13 protein-coding genes are annotated in these 15,692 nt (G+C 57.2%); 5 read left to right on the top strand and 8 right to left on the bottom strand.

The window, feature by feature from the left end; genetic code table 11:
- Window positions 1-381: 381 nt before the first annotated feature.
- Window positions 382-1,776 carry a glycosyltransferase family 39 protein gene (locus tag VM163_03055; protein ID HUT02853.1) on the top strand — a complete coding sequence of 465 codons (1,395 nt, stop codon included), beginning with the start codon at window positions 382-384 and terminating at the stop codon, window positions 1,774-1,776.
- A gap of 76 nt (window positions 1,777-1,852) precedes the next feature.
- Window positions 1,853-2,611, top strand: coding sequence for an epoxyqueuosine reductase (locus tag VM163_03050; protein ID HUT02852.1), 759 nt, complete (start codon window positions 1,853-1,855; stop codon window positions 2,609-2,611).
- Between the two features lie 103 nt (window positions 2,612-2,714).
- On the opposite strand, the gene VM163_03045 is transcribed toward VM163_03050, so the two are convergent.
- On the bottom strand, window positions 2,715-6,437 hold the full coding sequence (locus tag VM163_03045; GenBank protein HUT02851.1) for a S8 family serine peptidase: 3,723 nt from the start codon (window positions 6,435-6,437) through the stop codon (window positions 2,715-2,717).
- A 642-nt stretch (window positions 6,438-7,079) separates the two neighbouring features.
- On the opposite strand from VM163_03045, the gene VM163_03040 reads away from it, so the two are divergent.
- The 3 genes from VM163_03040 (at window position 7,080) to VM163_03030 (ending at window position 9,468) form a co-directional block, all read left to right on the top strand.
- Window positions 7,080-7,541: a hypothetical protein gene (locus VM163_03040; protein HUT02850.1), complete on the top strand. Its 462-nt coding sequence runs from the start codon at window positions 7,080-7,082 to the stop codon at window positions 7,539-7,541.
- A 72-nt stretch (window positions 7,542-7,613) separates the two neighbouring features.
- Window positions 7,614-8,342, top strand: coding sequence for a hypothetical protein (locus VM163_03035; GenBank protein HUT02849.1), 729 nt, complete (start codon window positions 7,614-7,616; stop codon window positions 8,340-8,342).
- Window positions 8,343-8,424: 82 nt separating this feature from the next.
- Window positions 8,425-9,468, top strand: coding sequence for a GHMP kinase (locus VM163_03030; protein ID HUT02848.1), 1,044 nt, complete (start codon window positions 8,425-8,427; stop codon window positions 9,466-9,468).
- On the opposite strand, the gene murI is transcribed toward VM163_03030, so the two are convergent.
- From murI to VM163_02995, 7 genes are all read right to left on the bottom strand, one after another.
- The gene (murI, locus tag VM163_03025) at window positions 9,461-10,273 is read right to left on the bottom strand and encodes a glutamate racemase (GenBank protein ID HUT02847.1); all 813 of its coding nucleotides are present in this window, start codon (window positions 10,271-10,273) and stop codon (window positions 9,461-9,463) included. The genes VM163_03030 and murI overlap by 8 nt on opposite strands.
- A 1-nt stretch (window position 10,274) precedes the next feature.
- The gene (locus VM163_03020; GenBank protein ID HUT02846.1) at window positions 10,275-11,537 is read right to left on the bottom strand and encodes an N-acetylmuramoyl-L-alanine amidase; all 1,263 of its coding nucleotides are present in this window, start codon (window positions 11,535-11,537) and stop codon (window positions 10,275-10,277) included.
- A 302-nt stretch (window positions 11,538-11,839) separates the two neighbouring features.
- Entirely contained in the window at window positions 11,840-13,585 is a 1,746-nt protein-coding gene (locus tag VM163_03015; GenBank protein ID HUT02845.1) for an adenylate/guanylate cyclase domain-containing protein, read from the bottom strand.
- Window positions 13,586-13,603: 18 nt separating this feature from the next.
- Window positions 13,604-14,089 (bottom strand): bifunctional nuclease family protein, encoded by a 486-nt coding sequence (locus tag VM163_03010; protein HUT02844.1) that lies wholly within the window; start codon window positions 14,087-14,089, stop codon window positions 13,604-13,606.
- 242 nt (window positions 14,090-14,331) lie between these two features.
- Window positions 14,332-14,835 (bottom strand): class I SAM-dependent methyltransferase, encoded by a 504-nt coding sequence (locus VM163_03005; GenBank protein ID HUT02843.1) that lies wholly within the window; start codon window positions 14,833-14,835, stop codon window positions 14,332-14,334.
- Window positions 14,836-15,140: 305 nt separating this feature from the next.
- Window positions 15,141-15,281: a hypothetical protein gene (locus VM163_03000; GenBank protein HUT02842.1), complete on the bottom strand. Its 141-nt coding sequence runs from the start codon at window positions 15,279-15,281 to the stop codon at window positions 15,141-15,143.
- A gap of 14 nt (window positions 15,282-15,295) precedes the next feature.
- Complete coding sequence (locus VM163_02995; GenBank protein ID HUT02841.1) at window positions 15,296-15,565, bottom strand: hypothetical protein; 270 nt, start codon at window positions 15,563-15,565, stop codon at window positions 15,296-15,298.
- Window positions 15,566-15,692 lie beyond the last annotated feature (127 nt).

The raw sequence follows: 15,692 nt of genomic DNA, 5'->3' as shown, positions 1-15,692 counted from the left end.
CGACCCCAACGGGGTCGAACAAATGGACAGATCAACGACATCGTTCGACCCCGTTGGGGTCGCCTTTCAGGAGGTTTGGGGCCACCTGTCCGTAGGCTGGGCCTTCGGCCGGCGCCTACGGCTACTCACGTTCATCCCCTTGCGGGGATGCGGGAAGAACGCCGTCAGTTGAGCAGGCCCGGGCACGATTACGAAAACTCCTCAGAGCGAGCTCTTGACCTGTCATTGTGGCGCGCGTTATCCTCAGTCAAAGTTTAATCGCACTATCCTAGAGGAACCTTGCAAGTAGCTGTTCTTTCACAGTATTTGATTTGATGATTTAATCGCACTATTGTAGAGTAATTTCTCCGTATTTGCGGTATTGCTGGGCTTGGCTTTCCTGTGACACAGCAGCAAACGATTAGACTTCACATCCTGACGCTGCTTGTCGTCCTATGCCTCGCCATAGCCTTGCGGGTCCCGCACAGTCGTTTTGGCCTCCCCAGGTGGCCACGTTCTGCTGAGCTCAGCTTCGCAACTGGCTTTCCCGGCTCAGCTTGGAGCGCTGCGCTTGGCCTGGGTGCAACAGATGAGCCAAACCTGGCACACGGGTGGGTCGCGGACATCGTTCAGCGATCATCTATCGACGACGCTCGGCTTGCGGGCGCTGCTCTCGGCTGCATCTCCGTTCTGCTCGTTTGGGTCCTCGCCAGAAGGCTATTTGGCCCGTTTGTGGCTCTTATGGCCGCCGCAATCGCTGCCGTGCATCCATTGGCGTCATTCTGGTCCCGGTTTGCGCTGCGTGAGACGACGGCCGGCGTGCTCTTTCTCGCGGCACTAATCCTCGTTACGAGGTCGCCCGAGAAGAAGTCGAGGCTGGCTTTTCTCTTGGCGGGATTCATGCTGGTTTTCGGCGCGCCTGCCGCCGTGTTCGGCGTCTTGGCAGGAGCAGCGGTGCTCGTGATAGGCGCCCGAGCCTCACGATCGCCAATCGGAGCCAACGCACAATGGGCCTGCATTGGGGCGGTCGGGGCGCTCTTCGCTCACTACTTGCTGGGTGCAAAGGGAGGCTTGCCAGCGGGCGGCTTCGACGCGCTCTACACGTCCGCTGCGCCATACGCGTTCGATTTTGGCTCGATGCCTATCCTGATCGCTGGGTCGGTCGGCTTGGGATGGGCGGTCGTTAGGGCGCGCTTCAGGGATGTGCCGTGGCTGAGTTTCGTGGCTGCGGCGCTTGTGGCTGGCCTTCTCGCCTCAGGACGCGACTCTGTCCCGGGCGTTGCATCTGCCCCATTAGTCTGCATTCTCGCGGCGGCGGGTATCTCGGGATTCTTTTATATGCTCAAGGGCTCGTTCCGGCAACCGGCGCGGCTTGGATGGCTGGCGCCAGTGCTTGCGCTTGCTGTCTTCATGTTGCCGGCCATAGAGAGCATCAGTTCACTCCAGAATCTCTCAAAGAAACCAACTCTCGATGCTGCTGTGGACTGGCTTCACGCTCACGCTCCACGAGGCGCTAAAATTGCCGTGGAAACGCAGGCTTTGGCCCTGGAGCCGGAGAGATACCAGACGATAGCAGTCGAGAGCGCCGGGGATAATTCTCCGCAGGTTTATCGTGAGCGAGGCGTTCATTTCTTGGTGATCGCGGAGTCGAGTGTGTTTGCGGCCGACAGGGAAGTTATGGACAGGCCGAAAAGGCTAGCTGGATACGCCGAGCTGCTCTCGCACGCTCGAAGTTACGGAGCCTTTGTGACATCGGATACCTCGATCGGGCCGATGATAATTGTGATCGACCTGTGATGGTGCGAGAATGTGCCCACAGTCAGATGACAGCTTCTGGTCTTTTGTGCGTTGATGTGAACGATGAGCTTGACCGGTGACGAAGGGACGCAACCTTAAGCAGCTGTTGCAGAGCGTCGCGCAGCGGGTCCTTGCGCAGAATGGGGAGAAGTCCCTTTACCGTCCGCTGCTGATGGGCTCTTGCGACCTGACCAGTCTTGAGGCGAAAGAGAATCTAGAAGAGGCGGCGGAATGGCACGCGCAGCCCGAGCAGATGCTGCCGGGCGCAAGAAGTGCCGTGGCGATATTCCTGCCGTACAGCGAGAAGTTGGTGGCTTCCAACAGAGGAGGTAAATATGCCTCACGTGAGTGGGCTGAGGCCTACGTCAAGACCAACACTCTCATCAGGCGGATAGGGACTGTTGTCTCGCTGACTCTAGTGGCGTCGGGCAAGAAATCGCGGCTTATCCCACCGACAGGCGTGTTCGACCGGGAGGCGCTCTTTGCCGATTGGTCGCACAAGTTGATTGGTTTCTTATGCGGTTTAGGCCGGTATGGCCTCAACAGGATGCTTATCACGCCGAGCGGCTGTGCTGGCAGGCTGGTATCGCTCGTAACAACGCAGGAATTCGAGACATCGCCTAGGCCAGAGGGCGAGCCCTGTGCCTACCTGAGGGACAAAAGCTGCTCCGAATGCATCGAAGCCTGTCCAGTTTCAGCGATTAGCTCCAATGGTTTCGACGCCGCCTCGTGTTTCGAGCACTGCTCGCAGAACGCGGAGAGCTTCCTCGATCTCGACTCCGCCGAGGTCTGCGGCAAGTGCGCTACACTTCGCTGCGCTTTAGGGCCAGCGTAACAGAGGTAACCTGCGGGCGCACACAAAAGCCCCGCTGCCTGGCCATCTCTTGCACTTTGCAGTTCAGTCCCAGCCGATGAAAGAGAGCAGTAGCATGGCTGCGCTAATCCGATGAGAACTCCCAAGAAGCCATCCCGATGTTGCTCAAAAAGTTCATCGTGCCGGGTTCCGTAATCGCGGCATACCACGTGTATCGGCCTGCCTGAATGGCCGGCATCTCCACGTTGACGAGCTGGTAGCCCGCCACCGAGAAGCTAGCTGGGAACGCGAACGAGCTCAGAAGAGGCGCCGCTGTCTGCGAAAAAGAGGGATAGTAAAGCCACACGCCGCTTGGGCAATACAAGACCACATAGACGTCTGCGCTCGCTGTCTCGCCATAATTGCTGCAGCTTATCCAGAGCAGGTGCCGGCCGCCCTCGATATAAGTGTTGCTGTTTATGCTGAGATCGACCGTAAACGGCTTGCCGCCATATACGCTTGGGCCAGCGTACATGCCTGTCGCCGGGTCTCGCGCCTCGCCGCCCATGCCGTCGTAGAAGTAGAAATAGTACGTGTGGGAGACTTGCTGTAGTGTGGTTGAGAACTGATACGTTCCGTTTGCCGGGTCGCCCTGTGCCAGCGACATCTGCTCTGGAACGTTGTCAACATAGACGACGCTCGTGACCGGCTGGTCCCCGTCTGCATCGTAGTAATGGACGCTGTAGGAGAACGTAGCATCTATGTTCCCGGCATCTGGCTCCACTTTGCCGTCAGTCAGAACCGGGCGGTTATTGCCGGCTCCGACCTCCGGGCCGGAGGATGTGCCTCCCTGGGGTGCACGGGCGGAAGCTCCCGAGGGGTCCTCGAAGTAGAAGTAGAAGTTGTGAGAGCCCTGCTCAAGCTGCGTGCTGTAAGTGTATGTCCCGTTGAACGGCTCGCCCGATACTAGCGCCAGTCCGTTCTGCGCGCTGTCAACTACGACGTAGCCAATCGCCGGCGAATCTCCGTTTCCATCGAAATAGGTAACGCTGAAGACGAACGTGGTGTCCGTGGTGCCACTTTCTGGGCTCACTTTTCCGTCTGAAAGTGTTGGGGCGATGTTACCTTCCTGAACAGAAGGGCCAGTATAGGTGCCTTGATCGGGCTGGCGATCGTCCCCTCCCGAACCGTCACTACAGTAGAAGTAGTAACTATGCGTGCCGACCGAGAGGCCACTTGTCTCAAACCGATAGTAGCCGAGGTAGGGCGCCCCGTCGTAGAGATCCATCGACACAGGAATGTCGTCGATGACGACATTGATCTCGGCCGGAGCGTCAGCGTTGCCGTCGTTGTAGTGAACCGTGTAAACGAAAGTCGTCCCAGGAGCTGCCGCGCCCGGCCAGACTGAACCTTCCGACAGGACCGGCGCTATGTTTGCGCCGCCGATTGTCGGGCCTGAGAACGTGCCCGAGTCCGGAGCTCTTGCTGAGAGGGCGGCCGCGTTCTCGAAATAGAAGTAGTAGCTGTGACTGCCGGAGCCCAAGAGAGTCGAGAACTCGTAATCTCCATCGTCCGCTGCGCCCGAGCTCAGGTGCATTGTGCGCGCCGTGCCGTCGATGACGACGTTCTTGACGCTCGGGGCAGTTTCGTTGGGGTCCTGATAATGCACGGTGTAGGTGAACGTGGTGGAGATCGAGCCAGCAAACGGCGAGACTGTCCCACCTGAGAGAATAGGAGCCTTCTCGCTGCTCTGGCCGCCGCCCACAACGACCAACGAATAGGGCTGAGGCCCCTCCGGGGTGTTGTAGCCCTGAACCCTTATACTGTAATCGCCCGCCTCGGGACTCCTGATATAGACGCACTCCACAACGTTGAGGCGATCGAAATCCCCACCGGACACCGAGAGCCCATATCTGAACCAGTTGCCTCGATACTGATCGCCCGAAGGCGCAGCTATGAGCAGGTCAAGGTCGTTGACGAGATTCGTCTGAGCGGCCTCGGAAGATGGGTAATCCGTCCACACCAGCGTAACCTTCAGCATATCAGCGGACGAGACCGAGACGGTGTATTCGTCGTAGTTGCCCGTCTGAAGGCCTGGGCTAACGTCCCAGACCGCCAGGGGCTGGCTGTCGCCCGAGAAGTAGAGCACGTCGTCGAGCTTGATGCGGCCCCAGCCCTGTCCATTCGACGGGATAGCGCCTCCTGTGTCGGCCCCCGTCATGTCAACAGCGCCGTTGATCAGAACACCCTTTAGCAGCGAGGCGCTTGGCTCGAACGCGTCGGCGCCGTTTCGGGCTCCTGATGGATAGAAGCCTTCCGTGAAGTATTGCCTTGCCAGGGCAGCCGAGGCGGCGGCCACGGGGCACGCCATAGAGGTGCCTTGCATTAAGGCCGTTCCGCAATTGTAGGAGGATATATTGCGGTCGCTTTCAGCAGAAATGAGGTACTCGCCTGGAGCGACGATGGTTGGCTTGAGCCGGCCGTCCGCGGTAGGTCCATGGCTGCTGGAGGATGCCATATCGTTCTCGGAAAACGGCGCGTGCGGGTTCTTGCACGAGCCTACGCTCACGCAGTTCTTGGCGGTAGCGGGCGGGTTGACCGTGTTGTCGGCCGGGCCGTCATTTCCGCCGGCGAAGAAGATCAGGAAGTCGGGGTGCTTCCACATGAAGTCATCGACTTCCCGGCTGCGGTAGCTGTAAGCATTGTCGCCGGCTGACCCGGACGGCTGGCCCCAGCTGTTTGAGTGTATTCTGGCTCCTGCGTTGTAGGCCTGTCTGAAGTAGCCATCTAGGCCGAATGGGATGGACGAGAGGCTGTCCTTGTCGCCGATATCTTGAACCATCAGCTTCGCCCGATATGCTATGCCGTCGTTGGTGTCGTATTCCTCGGAGTGGCTGTAGTTGTCGCCGGCCAAGGTCCCCGCGATGTGGGTCCCGTGTCCGTCCTCGTCCCAGCCGGACTCGCCCGTGTAGTCGATGTAGGCGATGATCTTTCGCTGCGATTGGTTGACCGTCGAGGTCGGCAGACCATGGGGGCTATCATAGAAAAAGCAGCTGTCGGCATCGACGCCCGTATCGCCAACGCCAATTATCTGCTCCTCGCCGTGGATGCCGTGGTTCCAGATCGAGCAGTCGTTCTCCACGTCCGACTGAACCACCCACCTGGCAACGTCGTTCAGCACACTCGGGACCCGGTAGAAGTCTATCCACGCCACGTCACGTTGAGCAGCGAGCTCAGGCAGCAGCTGCCCCAGGTCCTGTCCCGAGATAGACAAAACCAGCCGAGGCCGAACGACACTGCGGTGCGCCTCAGCTATCTCCACCACGGCGCCCGAGCTTGACACGAGCTGCTCAAGCTCTGAGACACTCTCCGGACTGTGCTGACCGGGGAAGAACCGGACCATGAGCCTCGGCATATTCGACTGCAACACGCGCTCCCCTCCGCGAACGAACCGACAAAGACCGGAGGAGAGCTTGTAGGCCGGCTGATATTCGCCAACCCACACGATAGGAAGCCTCGTTGACGTTTGGAGTTTCGCCATGGCCTTCGGAGCCATCCTGACAACGAACGAAAAATCGGGAACATAGTCCAGTAAACGTGCGCCTTGGCTTTTGAGGCCGACCTTCATCTCACTCGTGATCGGGCCTGCAAACTGCACTATGTAGTAAGCATAGTCCGAGTCGGGAGAAACCTGCGCCCTGTATTCGGCCCACACATCTGGCTCACCGTTTGCCTCTCCGTCAAACTCAGCATATCCCAGCCTGACCAACGGGCCCCCGTTGGAATCGGCCGCGAGCACCAAGATGATCATCAACGCCGAGAACATGACCAACACAGAGAACATCGATCGCCTAGAACTTCCGTGCATACTATCCTCCTGCCCAGTTACTGCTGACACCAGCGAACACGCCGCCAACATTTCCACAGATTCGGCCACATTGCCCTATTTTATGAACGCAATACTAGCCAAGCTGATTGGTCGAGTCAACCACCGCCACAGCTCCCCAATAATCAGATTGATCGTTTCTGAAGTTGAGCTCTGAAGTTGGCTGCCAGATAGGCACGGGAGTTCATGTTGAAAGCCGAGTTGCTGCCTCTTTCACCTAACGGGTGCGAACGAGGGTGCAGGCTGTAATCCCCGACAGGGGACACCGTGGGTAGCCGTGCGTGCAACGCAACGGGGAGGGAGGTTAGAAAAGGGGATTGTGGCGCTATTCGCACCGTCAGGCTACGCCTGCGGCTACCCACGGTCTGCCCTTCGGGCACGAGCTTCTGCCCTCCATCCGCGAGGCAGCCGCAACGTTCCCCGCTCTAATCTGACGAGGGGTCAAACCCGGGTTGAGGGAGCATTTGACATTTTGCACGTTTGTCTTAAGAATTTATGGCTGGTTGACATGGGCTATGATTTGCGGTTAGGTTTAACAATCAGTCGTTGGATTTTCTGTTCGCGCCAAGGTGAGGATTACCGTTGACGAGCGGGAATTGTTATTTGAGCAGGAGCTGCATTGGTATGCAGCCTTGCTTCATTTTACTATGTTTCGCGGTGATATGGGCGCTTGTAGGCTGCACTTTTGAGCCGAGCTTCGACACACCCGAGGCGACGGTTGAAGCTTACGTCTGGGCCTACAACCATAATGACCAAGTGTTGATGACCAAGTGTGGTTTCGATACTGACGTGAACAAGCTTTTTAGGGTTAGGATAGACGTGGGTATCGGCGAGCCGAAATACGAGGTTGTCCACGACATCCGGGCAGAACTGGTAAAAAAAGAGTGGACAAGGCCTAAAACAACAAGCAATTACACGAGCGACAGGATGTTCTTGACCTATCATTTCACGTCGAAGTCGGACCCAACTTTCGATATCAACAGTAAGCTTCTGCTGGTGAAGCGCAGGAACACATTCGCTGATTTTTTGGCGCCGATACGATGGCAGCTCATGTCACTCGAAAGCGCTAAGCAATATGGCGTTTAATCGAATCGGATTGGAGGCGGCCTCATCAGCGCTCTGGAGAGGACCAAAATAGATTATGAATCGTGGGAGAACATGATGAAAAAACCGATTGCAGTCGTTTCGTGCCTGCTAGTGACATTGTGCCTCACAGTCTCAGTATCTTGGGCTAATTGGTTCGCTACCGAGCGGAACAAAGAGGGCCTTCGCTTTCTTTCGGAAGGAAGCATCGACGAAGCTATGAAGTCGTTCAAGGGCGCTATCCTTTCCTACGAGGATTACACCAAGAACAGATTTAGCTTGAAGCGCGCGCCGCTTTACTATAATTTGGCCCGGGCCTACTGGCACAAGATGACAACATTCCCTCTTTTATCAAGGGGCTACGAATACTACTGGCGGATGGGCCTAATCACGGCAAAAAAAGCCTCGGAAATCCAATTCCAGCAGCCCCTCGTGAAACGTTACTTCGATGCCACGCCGACAGACCTGTTTGACCTGAGCCTCGACAGTGGGTGCAAAGAGGTTCGGGACTTTCTGCAAATGCGCAGTCTGGCCACTAAGTTTGAGAACGCCAGGCGTCTTGCCATGTTTCAGAAATGCGTCAACCGGGGGCCATCGCCTGAAAGCAACATCTTGACGATTGGCCCGACTGAGTTCTCACCCATTGGTGTCAGGGCACGCAAGGGGCGGCCTGGTCGGCCCCAACCCGTCCTGGAAAAAGTAAAGCCGGGGCAGCCTGTCGCGAACAAAGCAAACGTACGCACCGGACCCGAAATAGAATATGGCACAGAGATCGGCGAGGGAACGCTCAAGACCAGCCATTGAAGACCGACCGTTCTCGACGGCTTCCGTCTCTTGGGACTAGGAGGCTCTTACGCCAAGCGCCGCTGCCGAATAGATGCGATAGATGAGTCCCAGGGCCTTGGCATACTCGACCCCGTTTGCATCGTCGCCCATCATATCAAGAACTCCCGTTCGGATTAGCTTCGGGGGCGGTGGAACCGACCTGGAGGCATATTACGCCAGATTCGGCGGGCTTGTGGTCTCCGCGACGATCGACAAGTACTTCTGCTGCATGATCTCGTTTCGCAAGGACCGCAAGCTGGTAATAAGCTCGGACGATTATGGCCTCACCGAGGAATGCAGCGACATTGAGCATCTAGACACTGAGGGTGTGTTTGGCCTTGTCAAGGCGGTTATCCGGTCCTTCAAACTACGGGTTGGGGCTCACATCCACACCGCATCCGACATCCCGCCCGGCTCCGGGCTTGGCCTTTCCGGAGCGGCGACGGTTGGCACAATCAAGGCCATCTCCTCCCTGCTTGGCAAAAAGTTTTCGGCCGGCGTGATAGCAGAGCTTGCCTCGGCCATAGAGATCGATGAAATGGGCCGGCCGATCGGCAAACAAGACCAGTTTGCGTCGGCCTTTGGAGGCCTGAATGAGATACGCTTTGAGGCCGGGGAGACCACAGTTATGCCGCTTGCGATCGACGCCAGAGGGCTTCGTGAGCTGGCAAGGTGGACGATGCTCTTCTTCACGGGCAAGAGCAGGGATTCTGCATCGATACTTCGGGAGCAAAAGGGCAAGACTGAGGGCCGCCATCAGGCCACCGTTACATACTTGCACGAGATCAAGCAATACGCCGAGAAGATGATGCCGGCTCTCCTTTCCGGGGATTTCGTGAGGCTTGGCGAGCTCGTTGACCTTTCCTGGCAGGCAAAGAGGCAGATCGTCTCTTCAATCAGCTCGCATCGCATCGAGGCCCTCTACAATGCCGCCAGGCAAAACGGGGCGTTGGGCGGCAAGATCACCGGCGCAGGCGGGGGCGGATTCCTCATGCTCGTCTGCCCGCCGGAGAAAACGGTGGCGGTGCAGGCCGCGCTTCGAGAGCTCGACGCACGCCGTCTGATGTTCAGGTTCGTCTCAAGGGGCACGCACCTCGCTAGCTAGCCCCGAGTCGCACCAGTTCGATCGAAAGATCGTCAATGCCCAGGAACATTCTGCCGATGCGTTTGATCTTGGCTGGCAGATCAGTCACGTAGAACTTGTGGGTGCCGGGCGAGTCGGAGTCGTTGGCGAGGTTCATTTTGATGAGCAGCCGTTCAACGGCCCCGGCCACTGTCGAGGCGGAATCGACGATCGCCGTCCCTGGGCCGACAACATCGGCGATAACGCCCGCAAGCAGCGGATAGTGCGTGCAGCCGAGGATCAGAACATCCACGCGAGTCGCACGAAAGACAGCAAGATACCGTTCGGCGACTTGATGTGTTATCGGATCGTCCAGCCAGCTCTCCTCCACCAGCGGAACAAAGAGCGGACAGGGCTTTCCGAGCACGCGTGCGCCTGGACGCAGCCTGAGTATCTCGTGCTCGTAACACCCGCTGTTGATAGTCGCCTCCGTTCCGATGACGCCGATAGAGCCAGACGTTGTGGATTCTACTGCCGCATCGGCCCCCGGCTTGATGACGCCGATTATGGGAACATCAAACCTCGCGCGCAAGGCATCGAGCGCTGTCGCGGATGCGGAGTTGCATGCCACGACAACCAGCTTGACTCCCTTGCTGAGCAGAAACTCTGCGTTTTCAATGGAGAAGCGTGCGATTGTGCTCTTGGTCTTGGTCCCATAGGGCAGTCGGGCTGTATCGCCGATATAGATGTAATCCTCGTGTGGCAGGCGCTCCATTAGGGCCTTGATGACCGATAGGCCACCAACGCCGGAATCAAACACACCAACCGGAGAAGAGCGCCCTGGCAAATCAGCGGTTCTCCCGAGTCTGCACCGCGACCTGAGCCTTGGCCTTGGCAATGCCCTCGCAGACCGCGCCGGCCAGCTTGTCCAAGTATTTGTCCTGCTTGAGAAGCTGTTCGTCCGTCGGATTGCTCGGGTAGCCAACCTCGAGCAAAACAGCCGGCATAGAGGCGCCGATCAGAACGATAAACGGCCCCTGGCCCGGCTCTCTTGATGCCACGTCAATTTCCGCTCTTTTACATGCGGTGAGTATCTCTTTGGCAACCGCGAGGCTCTCGCGGAAGTACTCATTGTCAGATAAGTCCCACAGCATCGTCGCGTATTCCTCGGGCTTCTGGGCTTCGTTGCCGGGCTCAGTAGCTATGACCTTGTTCTCTTTAGTTACTACCTTGGCAGTCTGCTCATCCGAGGCCTCAACGTTGGCGACGAACGCCCTGAACCCGCTCAAATCCCTATCAAGCGAGCCGCTGGCGTGAAGACTGAGGAAAAGGCCGGCCTTCTCGTTGTTAGCCAGCGCAGTCCTACGCTCAAGCGACAAGTCAATGTCGGCATCCCGCGTCAGCACGACCCGAATACCCATCTGTCTCTCGAGTAGTTTCTTCATCCGCATTGCAAGCTTGAGCGTAACCTCTTTCTCCAGAAGTCCTGTCGGGCCCGAATCCCCAGCGGCCTGTCTCCCATGACCAGGGTCGATGACAACCACGTCGATAGCAGCATCCCTGAAACTAAGTGGCGAGCTGTTCGTCAGCGCTGCCTCGGTCGCCCCAGTCGCAAGCCTATCCTGGATTAGGTCTTCCTGAAGCTGACCGATCTCTCGATACGTGGGCGGTCCCGGTTCGATCGGCCGCGTTATCCCCATGCGTTTGTCAAATATGACGACCTTGTCCTCCACGACCTCATAAGAAACCTTCTTGTCCATAATGCTACTAAGCGCCTCGGTGATGAAATCGACCGGAACGAGCATCGCGCCGTTCACTATCGACGGCGACGTGGAAAGCCTCACGATCTTATCTTTAAGAGCGACGCGGTTGCTACCAACGAACAGAACCAGGAACTTGTCCTCGTTAGCGACGATAACTTTTCTGCCGAGGGCGTTCCATATCCCGTCAAGTCCAAGCGACCTCGTCAGGACGCTGAGGTCAACCATCTGATAGCCGTTAGCATGCACACGCTCGACTTCCACCTGCTGAAACTGGCCCGCCGCGACTGCAAGTCCAAGCAGCAACGAAAGAAAAAAACCAACCGCAAGTCCATTCCCCAATCTGGCCACAGAAACATCCCCTATCGATTGCATGAAATTACATTCCACTTAGATCATCTGGCGACGCCAGCCCCAAAAATCAACCGAGCAGCATCCTACACTTGCGCCTCATGCTTATCAATAATTGTCAGACTGCCGAGCTGCGCATCAAAGGATGATACTTGCCTTCAACTACGAGGCCGCCTGCAAGTTATAGAGGCCGTTGCCTCGTAGGAGCAATGAAACCTCCTGACGGAGTCCCGATGCCCCCAATCGAGAGCCGGCCACGTCGCCAGCGCAACATCCTATACCGCATTCGTGGCGACAAGTGGCTAGGCAATTCCCTCCAGCTCGTAAAGCTGGATGGGCTCGGACTTGCCCTTTAGTTGTATTGCTTTTCTTGGGAGAAGCCTGAACTTATCATCGGAGACGCGCTCGTAGGTGGACGGGCCGACAAGTATCTGGTTTGGCAGAGCTGACGTCTCGATTCTCTTGGCCGTGTTGACCGGGTCTCCCAAGACCGTGTAGTCCATTCTCCTCATACAGCCAATGTCGCCTACAAGCACAAGGCCGGTATTTATTCCGATCTTGACACGAAATTGCATCTCCGGAGACCTTCTGCTGTTGAGCCGCTCGAGAGCCTCCTGCATCTCCAGCGCTGTCATAAGAGCCCGTTCTGGGTCATTTGAGTGAGCGAATGGCACCCCGAAAACGGCGAGTATCTCGTCAGCGATGTACTTGTCAAGCGTTCCCTCATGCTTGAATATCACATCCGTCATCTCGCCGAAGTATTCGTTTAGCATGTTGCGGACGATCTCGGGCCTGTGCCTCTCGCAGAAGACGGTGAAGTCGGTGATGTCCGCGAAGAGAACTGTCACCTCAGCTTCGTGAACGTCGAGCACGTCCTCGGGTCTTTGCAGTATTCTGTCGATGACGGCTGGAGAGTGGTATCTCTCCATTTTGCGGCGGAAGGCGTCTTGTTGCCCGATCCTGTCGTTGAGTTGGGCCTGGTTGATAGCTATCGCGGCGTGGTTGCCAAGTGCAGTGATGATGTCGAGGTCGTCCTGCGTGAAGTGGTCCGAGTCCGCTGATGTGTCCAGATATATGAGCCCAAGCACGGTGTCGAGGTGTGTGAGCGGAACACACATAGCGGACCTTATCCCGAGCAGTTTGACACTCTCCTGTTTCATAAGGCCAGGATCGAGTAGGGCGTCATTGATCAGAACGGACTTCTTCTCCCTTAGCGCCATGCCGGCGATACTCTTGCTCAGCACGATCTTCTCGTCAACCTTGACACCGTTACTATATCTGACCTTCTCCGTCGTCCATTCGCCCGTCCCACCATCCACAAGTATCATGACCCCGCGCTCGGCTTTCACCTTCTCGAACACCAAGTCCATCACCTTATCGAGCAAGTCATTCAACGACGTCGCGGATATCAGCGCCCTGCTGGCCTGATATAGTATGGAGAGCATGTGCGTTTTCCTAGTTATTTGCGATATCCGGGCCGAGTCCTCGATGATCTTCTCTGCGGCCTCGATCGGCGTGTCTCCAACGATCGGAGCCATAACGTCCTCGACGGGCCGCAGAATCGTCGTGCCCATGTCCAGCGAAGACGCGTAGTCGGCCAACTCAACAACGGTAGTGGCCTTCTCGATGCCATGTGTCGGCGGCTGGTAGGGCCCAGCTGCTCGCTGACCCTCCAAACCACTGGCCTCGGCCGAGGCGCCGCTAGAGACAACGAACATCAGCTTGTAGTTGCCGATTGCGACCACATCTCCCGATTCAAGGGCTGAAGTATTGACTCGCAGACCGTTCACATAGGTGCCGTTTTGGCTGTCGAGGTCCACGAGTTCGCAACGTCCGTCGGGATCGACCTTTAGTTCGGCGTGGCGCCGGGAGACATTTGAACCAGAAAGACGAATAGTCACATCTATCGAGTTGCTCTCAACACGACGGCCTATAAGGTTGGAGCCAGTTGCCAGAGGGAGCTTCGTCCTGGCAGTGCCCGGCTCGATTATGACGAGTTGGGCCGAAGGCGGACTGCCCGGCTCTGGATTAGCTGCTTCCCAAGACACTTTACCCTCGCTTGATGACTACATCTTGTACTTGCCGAAGTCATCTGGCTCCAAGCTCTTGAGTATCTCCAGCAATCTGTCGCCCTCCTTGATCTCCTGTGTCAGATCGACAACCGTGGTCTTGGAAAGCACCTCTTCTGTCACGTAAATCGGCGCAGCAAATCTCAAGGCCAGAGCAATCGCATCACTAGGGCGCGAATCGATGCCGATAACGGTCTTTCTGCACTTCAAATACATGGTCGCGTAGTAGGTGCTGTCCTTCAGATCGTTAATCTCGATCCTGAGAAGCGTTGCACCCAGTTCGCCCAACGCGTTCTTCATTAGGTCGTGGGTCATCGGGCGAGGCGCCTGGATGTGCTCCATCGCGACGAAGATCGCATTCGCCTCAGCGTGTCCCAGCCAGATAGGGATCATCTTTCTGTCCTGAAGATCGACGAGGAGCACGATAGGACTTTGTGTTACCGGATCAAGCGCTACTTTCCTTGGCCTAAACTCGATCACCATCTTCACCTCTTTAATGAAATCCGAGCCCAATAGCTCCAAAACCAAAAATAGTCCTAAGCCACTGATTTGTCAATTCCCGCATCAGTCCCGAAAAATCAGAATGGTCCAAGGTGCGAGTAACCTTTTGGAGTCCGGCGCGGCGAAGACTCGGCGGACTGCTGCGAACTGAAAGGCCGAACGTGCAAACGACAACCTGAAGCATAGGATCGGGATCTTGGCGGCCCGAACTTGAGACTCAAAAACTACGGCTTATGTATCTCGACCCATATCTGGCAGGGGCAGGTCAGATGACGAGGCGCATCGCGAAGGATAGCGTAGTCCTCTATGCCCGCCTCGTGCAGTATTTTCGCCAGCTTCAGCCTCGGGACGTGCCCAACGTCGAGGCCCGGAACCCTCTTCCGAAGGGCGTGGATAACCTCTGAGCGCTGGGCCACGGGCAGCATTCGACCGAACCCCCCGCCGATGAAGCCGATGCCCCCTGGCTTGAGCACGCGATAGACCTCCCGAAATCCGCCGACCTTGTCCTCCCAGAACGGGAAGGACCCGCGACTCACAACCAACTCAAACGACTTGTCCGCAAACGGCATGTCCCCCGCATCGGCTACAACCGTGTCGATCCTGTTTTCAAGCTCCGCATCGGCGATCCGACGCTTAGCGATCTCTATCGCATCGGGGTCGATGTCCAGGACCGTAACGTGCAGGCCTGGTTGCGATCTGCGACACCCACGAGCTAGACAATGCCTCATCGCCCGACTTCAGTCGAGGCGATGCCAGAAGGCTATCATGATCGTAAGCCCCGAATTCATTCGGGGCGACCTGCGGCACACGACCGCCCTCCTCGTCCTTTCCCTCCAGATGGACATCCTGGCAGGGAAGAGGAGGGGACCCGCATTCCGAAAACCACCCGAATGAATTCGGGTGTTAAGACAATCAGAGCCATCTATATGGCCGCGTTGAAACACGGCCGAGCTCGCAGCCAGAGTCCACGTGCAATCCAGAATCGCGCCCTGTGGCGGTTCACGCATCGCCCCCTTGCGTTGCCCAAGCCGTATCAGTTCTCGTCATGGATCAGCACGGTGTCGCTTGACGCGCCTGTTGTAACGACGCCAACGGTCGCGGCAAAGGCCCCCGGAGCCAGCAGCGCCAGGCTGAGCGCCGCGAGGGCTGCGCGCATCGCCGTTGTGCTTCTCATTGGTGGCCTCCTATTCATTCATTGTAGCGCGTGGGGCAGCCGAAGCTGGTGGAACAATCGAAGTCGGTGTAGCAGTCGAAGTCCATGCTGCACCCGAAGGACCGAGCGCACGTAAACTCTCCTGCTCCTCCGCACTCGTAATAGCTGCAGCTGTAGCTGCCGGTGTCGCAGTTGTAGTTCTGGGAGCTGCTGGCGTCGCCGCAGCCCAGGACGACCGGCCCGCCTGCTTCGCCGAGCTTCGCCGCGATTGCCTGTGCGATCTTGTCGATCTCCTTCTCTTTCATCAAAAATCCCTCCATTGTTTCTGGGCGGTTCACGAGCCGCCCCTACAGTTGTGTGAAACGTTAAATAACAACATCTGTATTACGTGAAATAACCTCTTGTTAATCTGCACAATGCGTCCTCGTGCCC

Source organism: bacterium (assembly GCA_035527515.1).
Lineage (GTDB): Bacteria > B130-G9 > B130-G9 > B130-G9 > B130-G9 > B130-G9.
This window is presented reverse-complemented; position numbering and strand designations above follow the sequence as displayed.

Bases quoted from the DNA above. Each gene is read 5' to 3' on its own strand.
- VM163_03045 (HUT02851.1), bottom strand. From the start codon at position 6,437: ATGCACGGAAGTTCTAGGCGATCGATGTTCTCTGTGTTGGTCATGTTC.
- VM163_03040 (HUT02850.1), top strand. From the start codon at position 7,080: ATGCAGCCTTGCTTCATTTTACTATGTTTCGCGGTGATATGGGCGCTT.
- VM163_03035 (HUT02849.1), top strand. From the start codon at position 7,614: ATGATGAAAAAACCGATTGCAGTCGTTTCGTGCCTGCTAGTGACATTG.
- VM163_03030 (HUT02848.1), top strand. From the start codon at position 8,425: ATGAGTCCCAGGGCCTTGGCATACTCGACCCCGTTTGCATCGTCGCCC.
- VM163_03010 (HUT02844.1), bottom strand. From the start codon at position 14,089: ATGGTGATCGAGTTTAGGCCAAGGAAAGTAGCGCTTGATCCGGTAACA.
- VM163_03005 (HUT02843.1), bottom strand. From the start codon at position 14,835: ATGAGGCATTGTCTAGCTCGTGGGTGTCGCAGATCGCAACCAGGCCTG.
- VM163_03000 (HUT02842.1), bottom strand. From the start codon at position 15,281: ATGAGAAGCACAACGGCGATGCGCGCAGCCCTCGCGGCGCTCAGCCTG.
- VM163_02995 (HUT02841.1), bottom strand. From the start codon at position 15,565: ATGAAAGAGAAGGAGATCGACAAGATCGCACAGGCAATCGCGGCGAAG.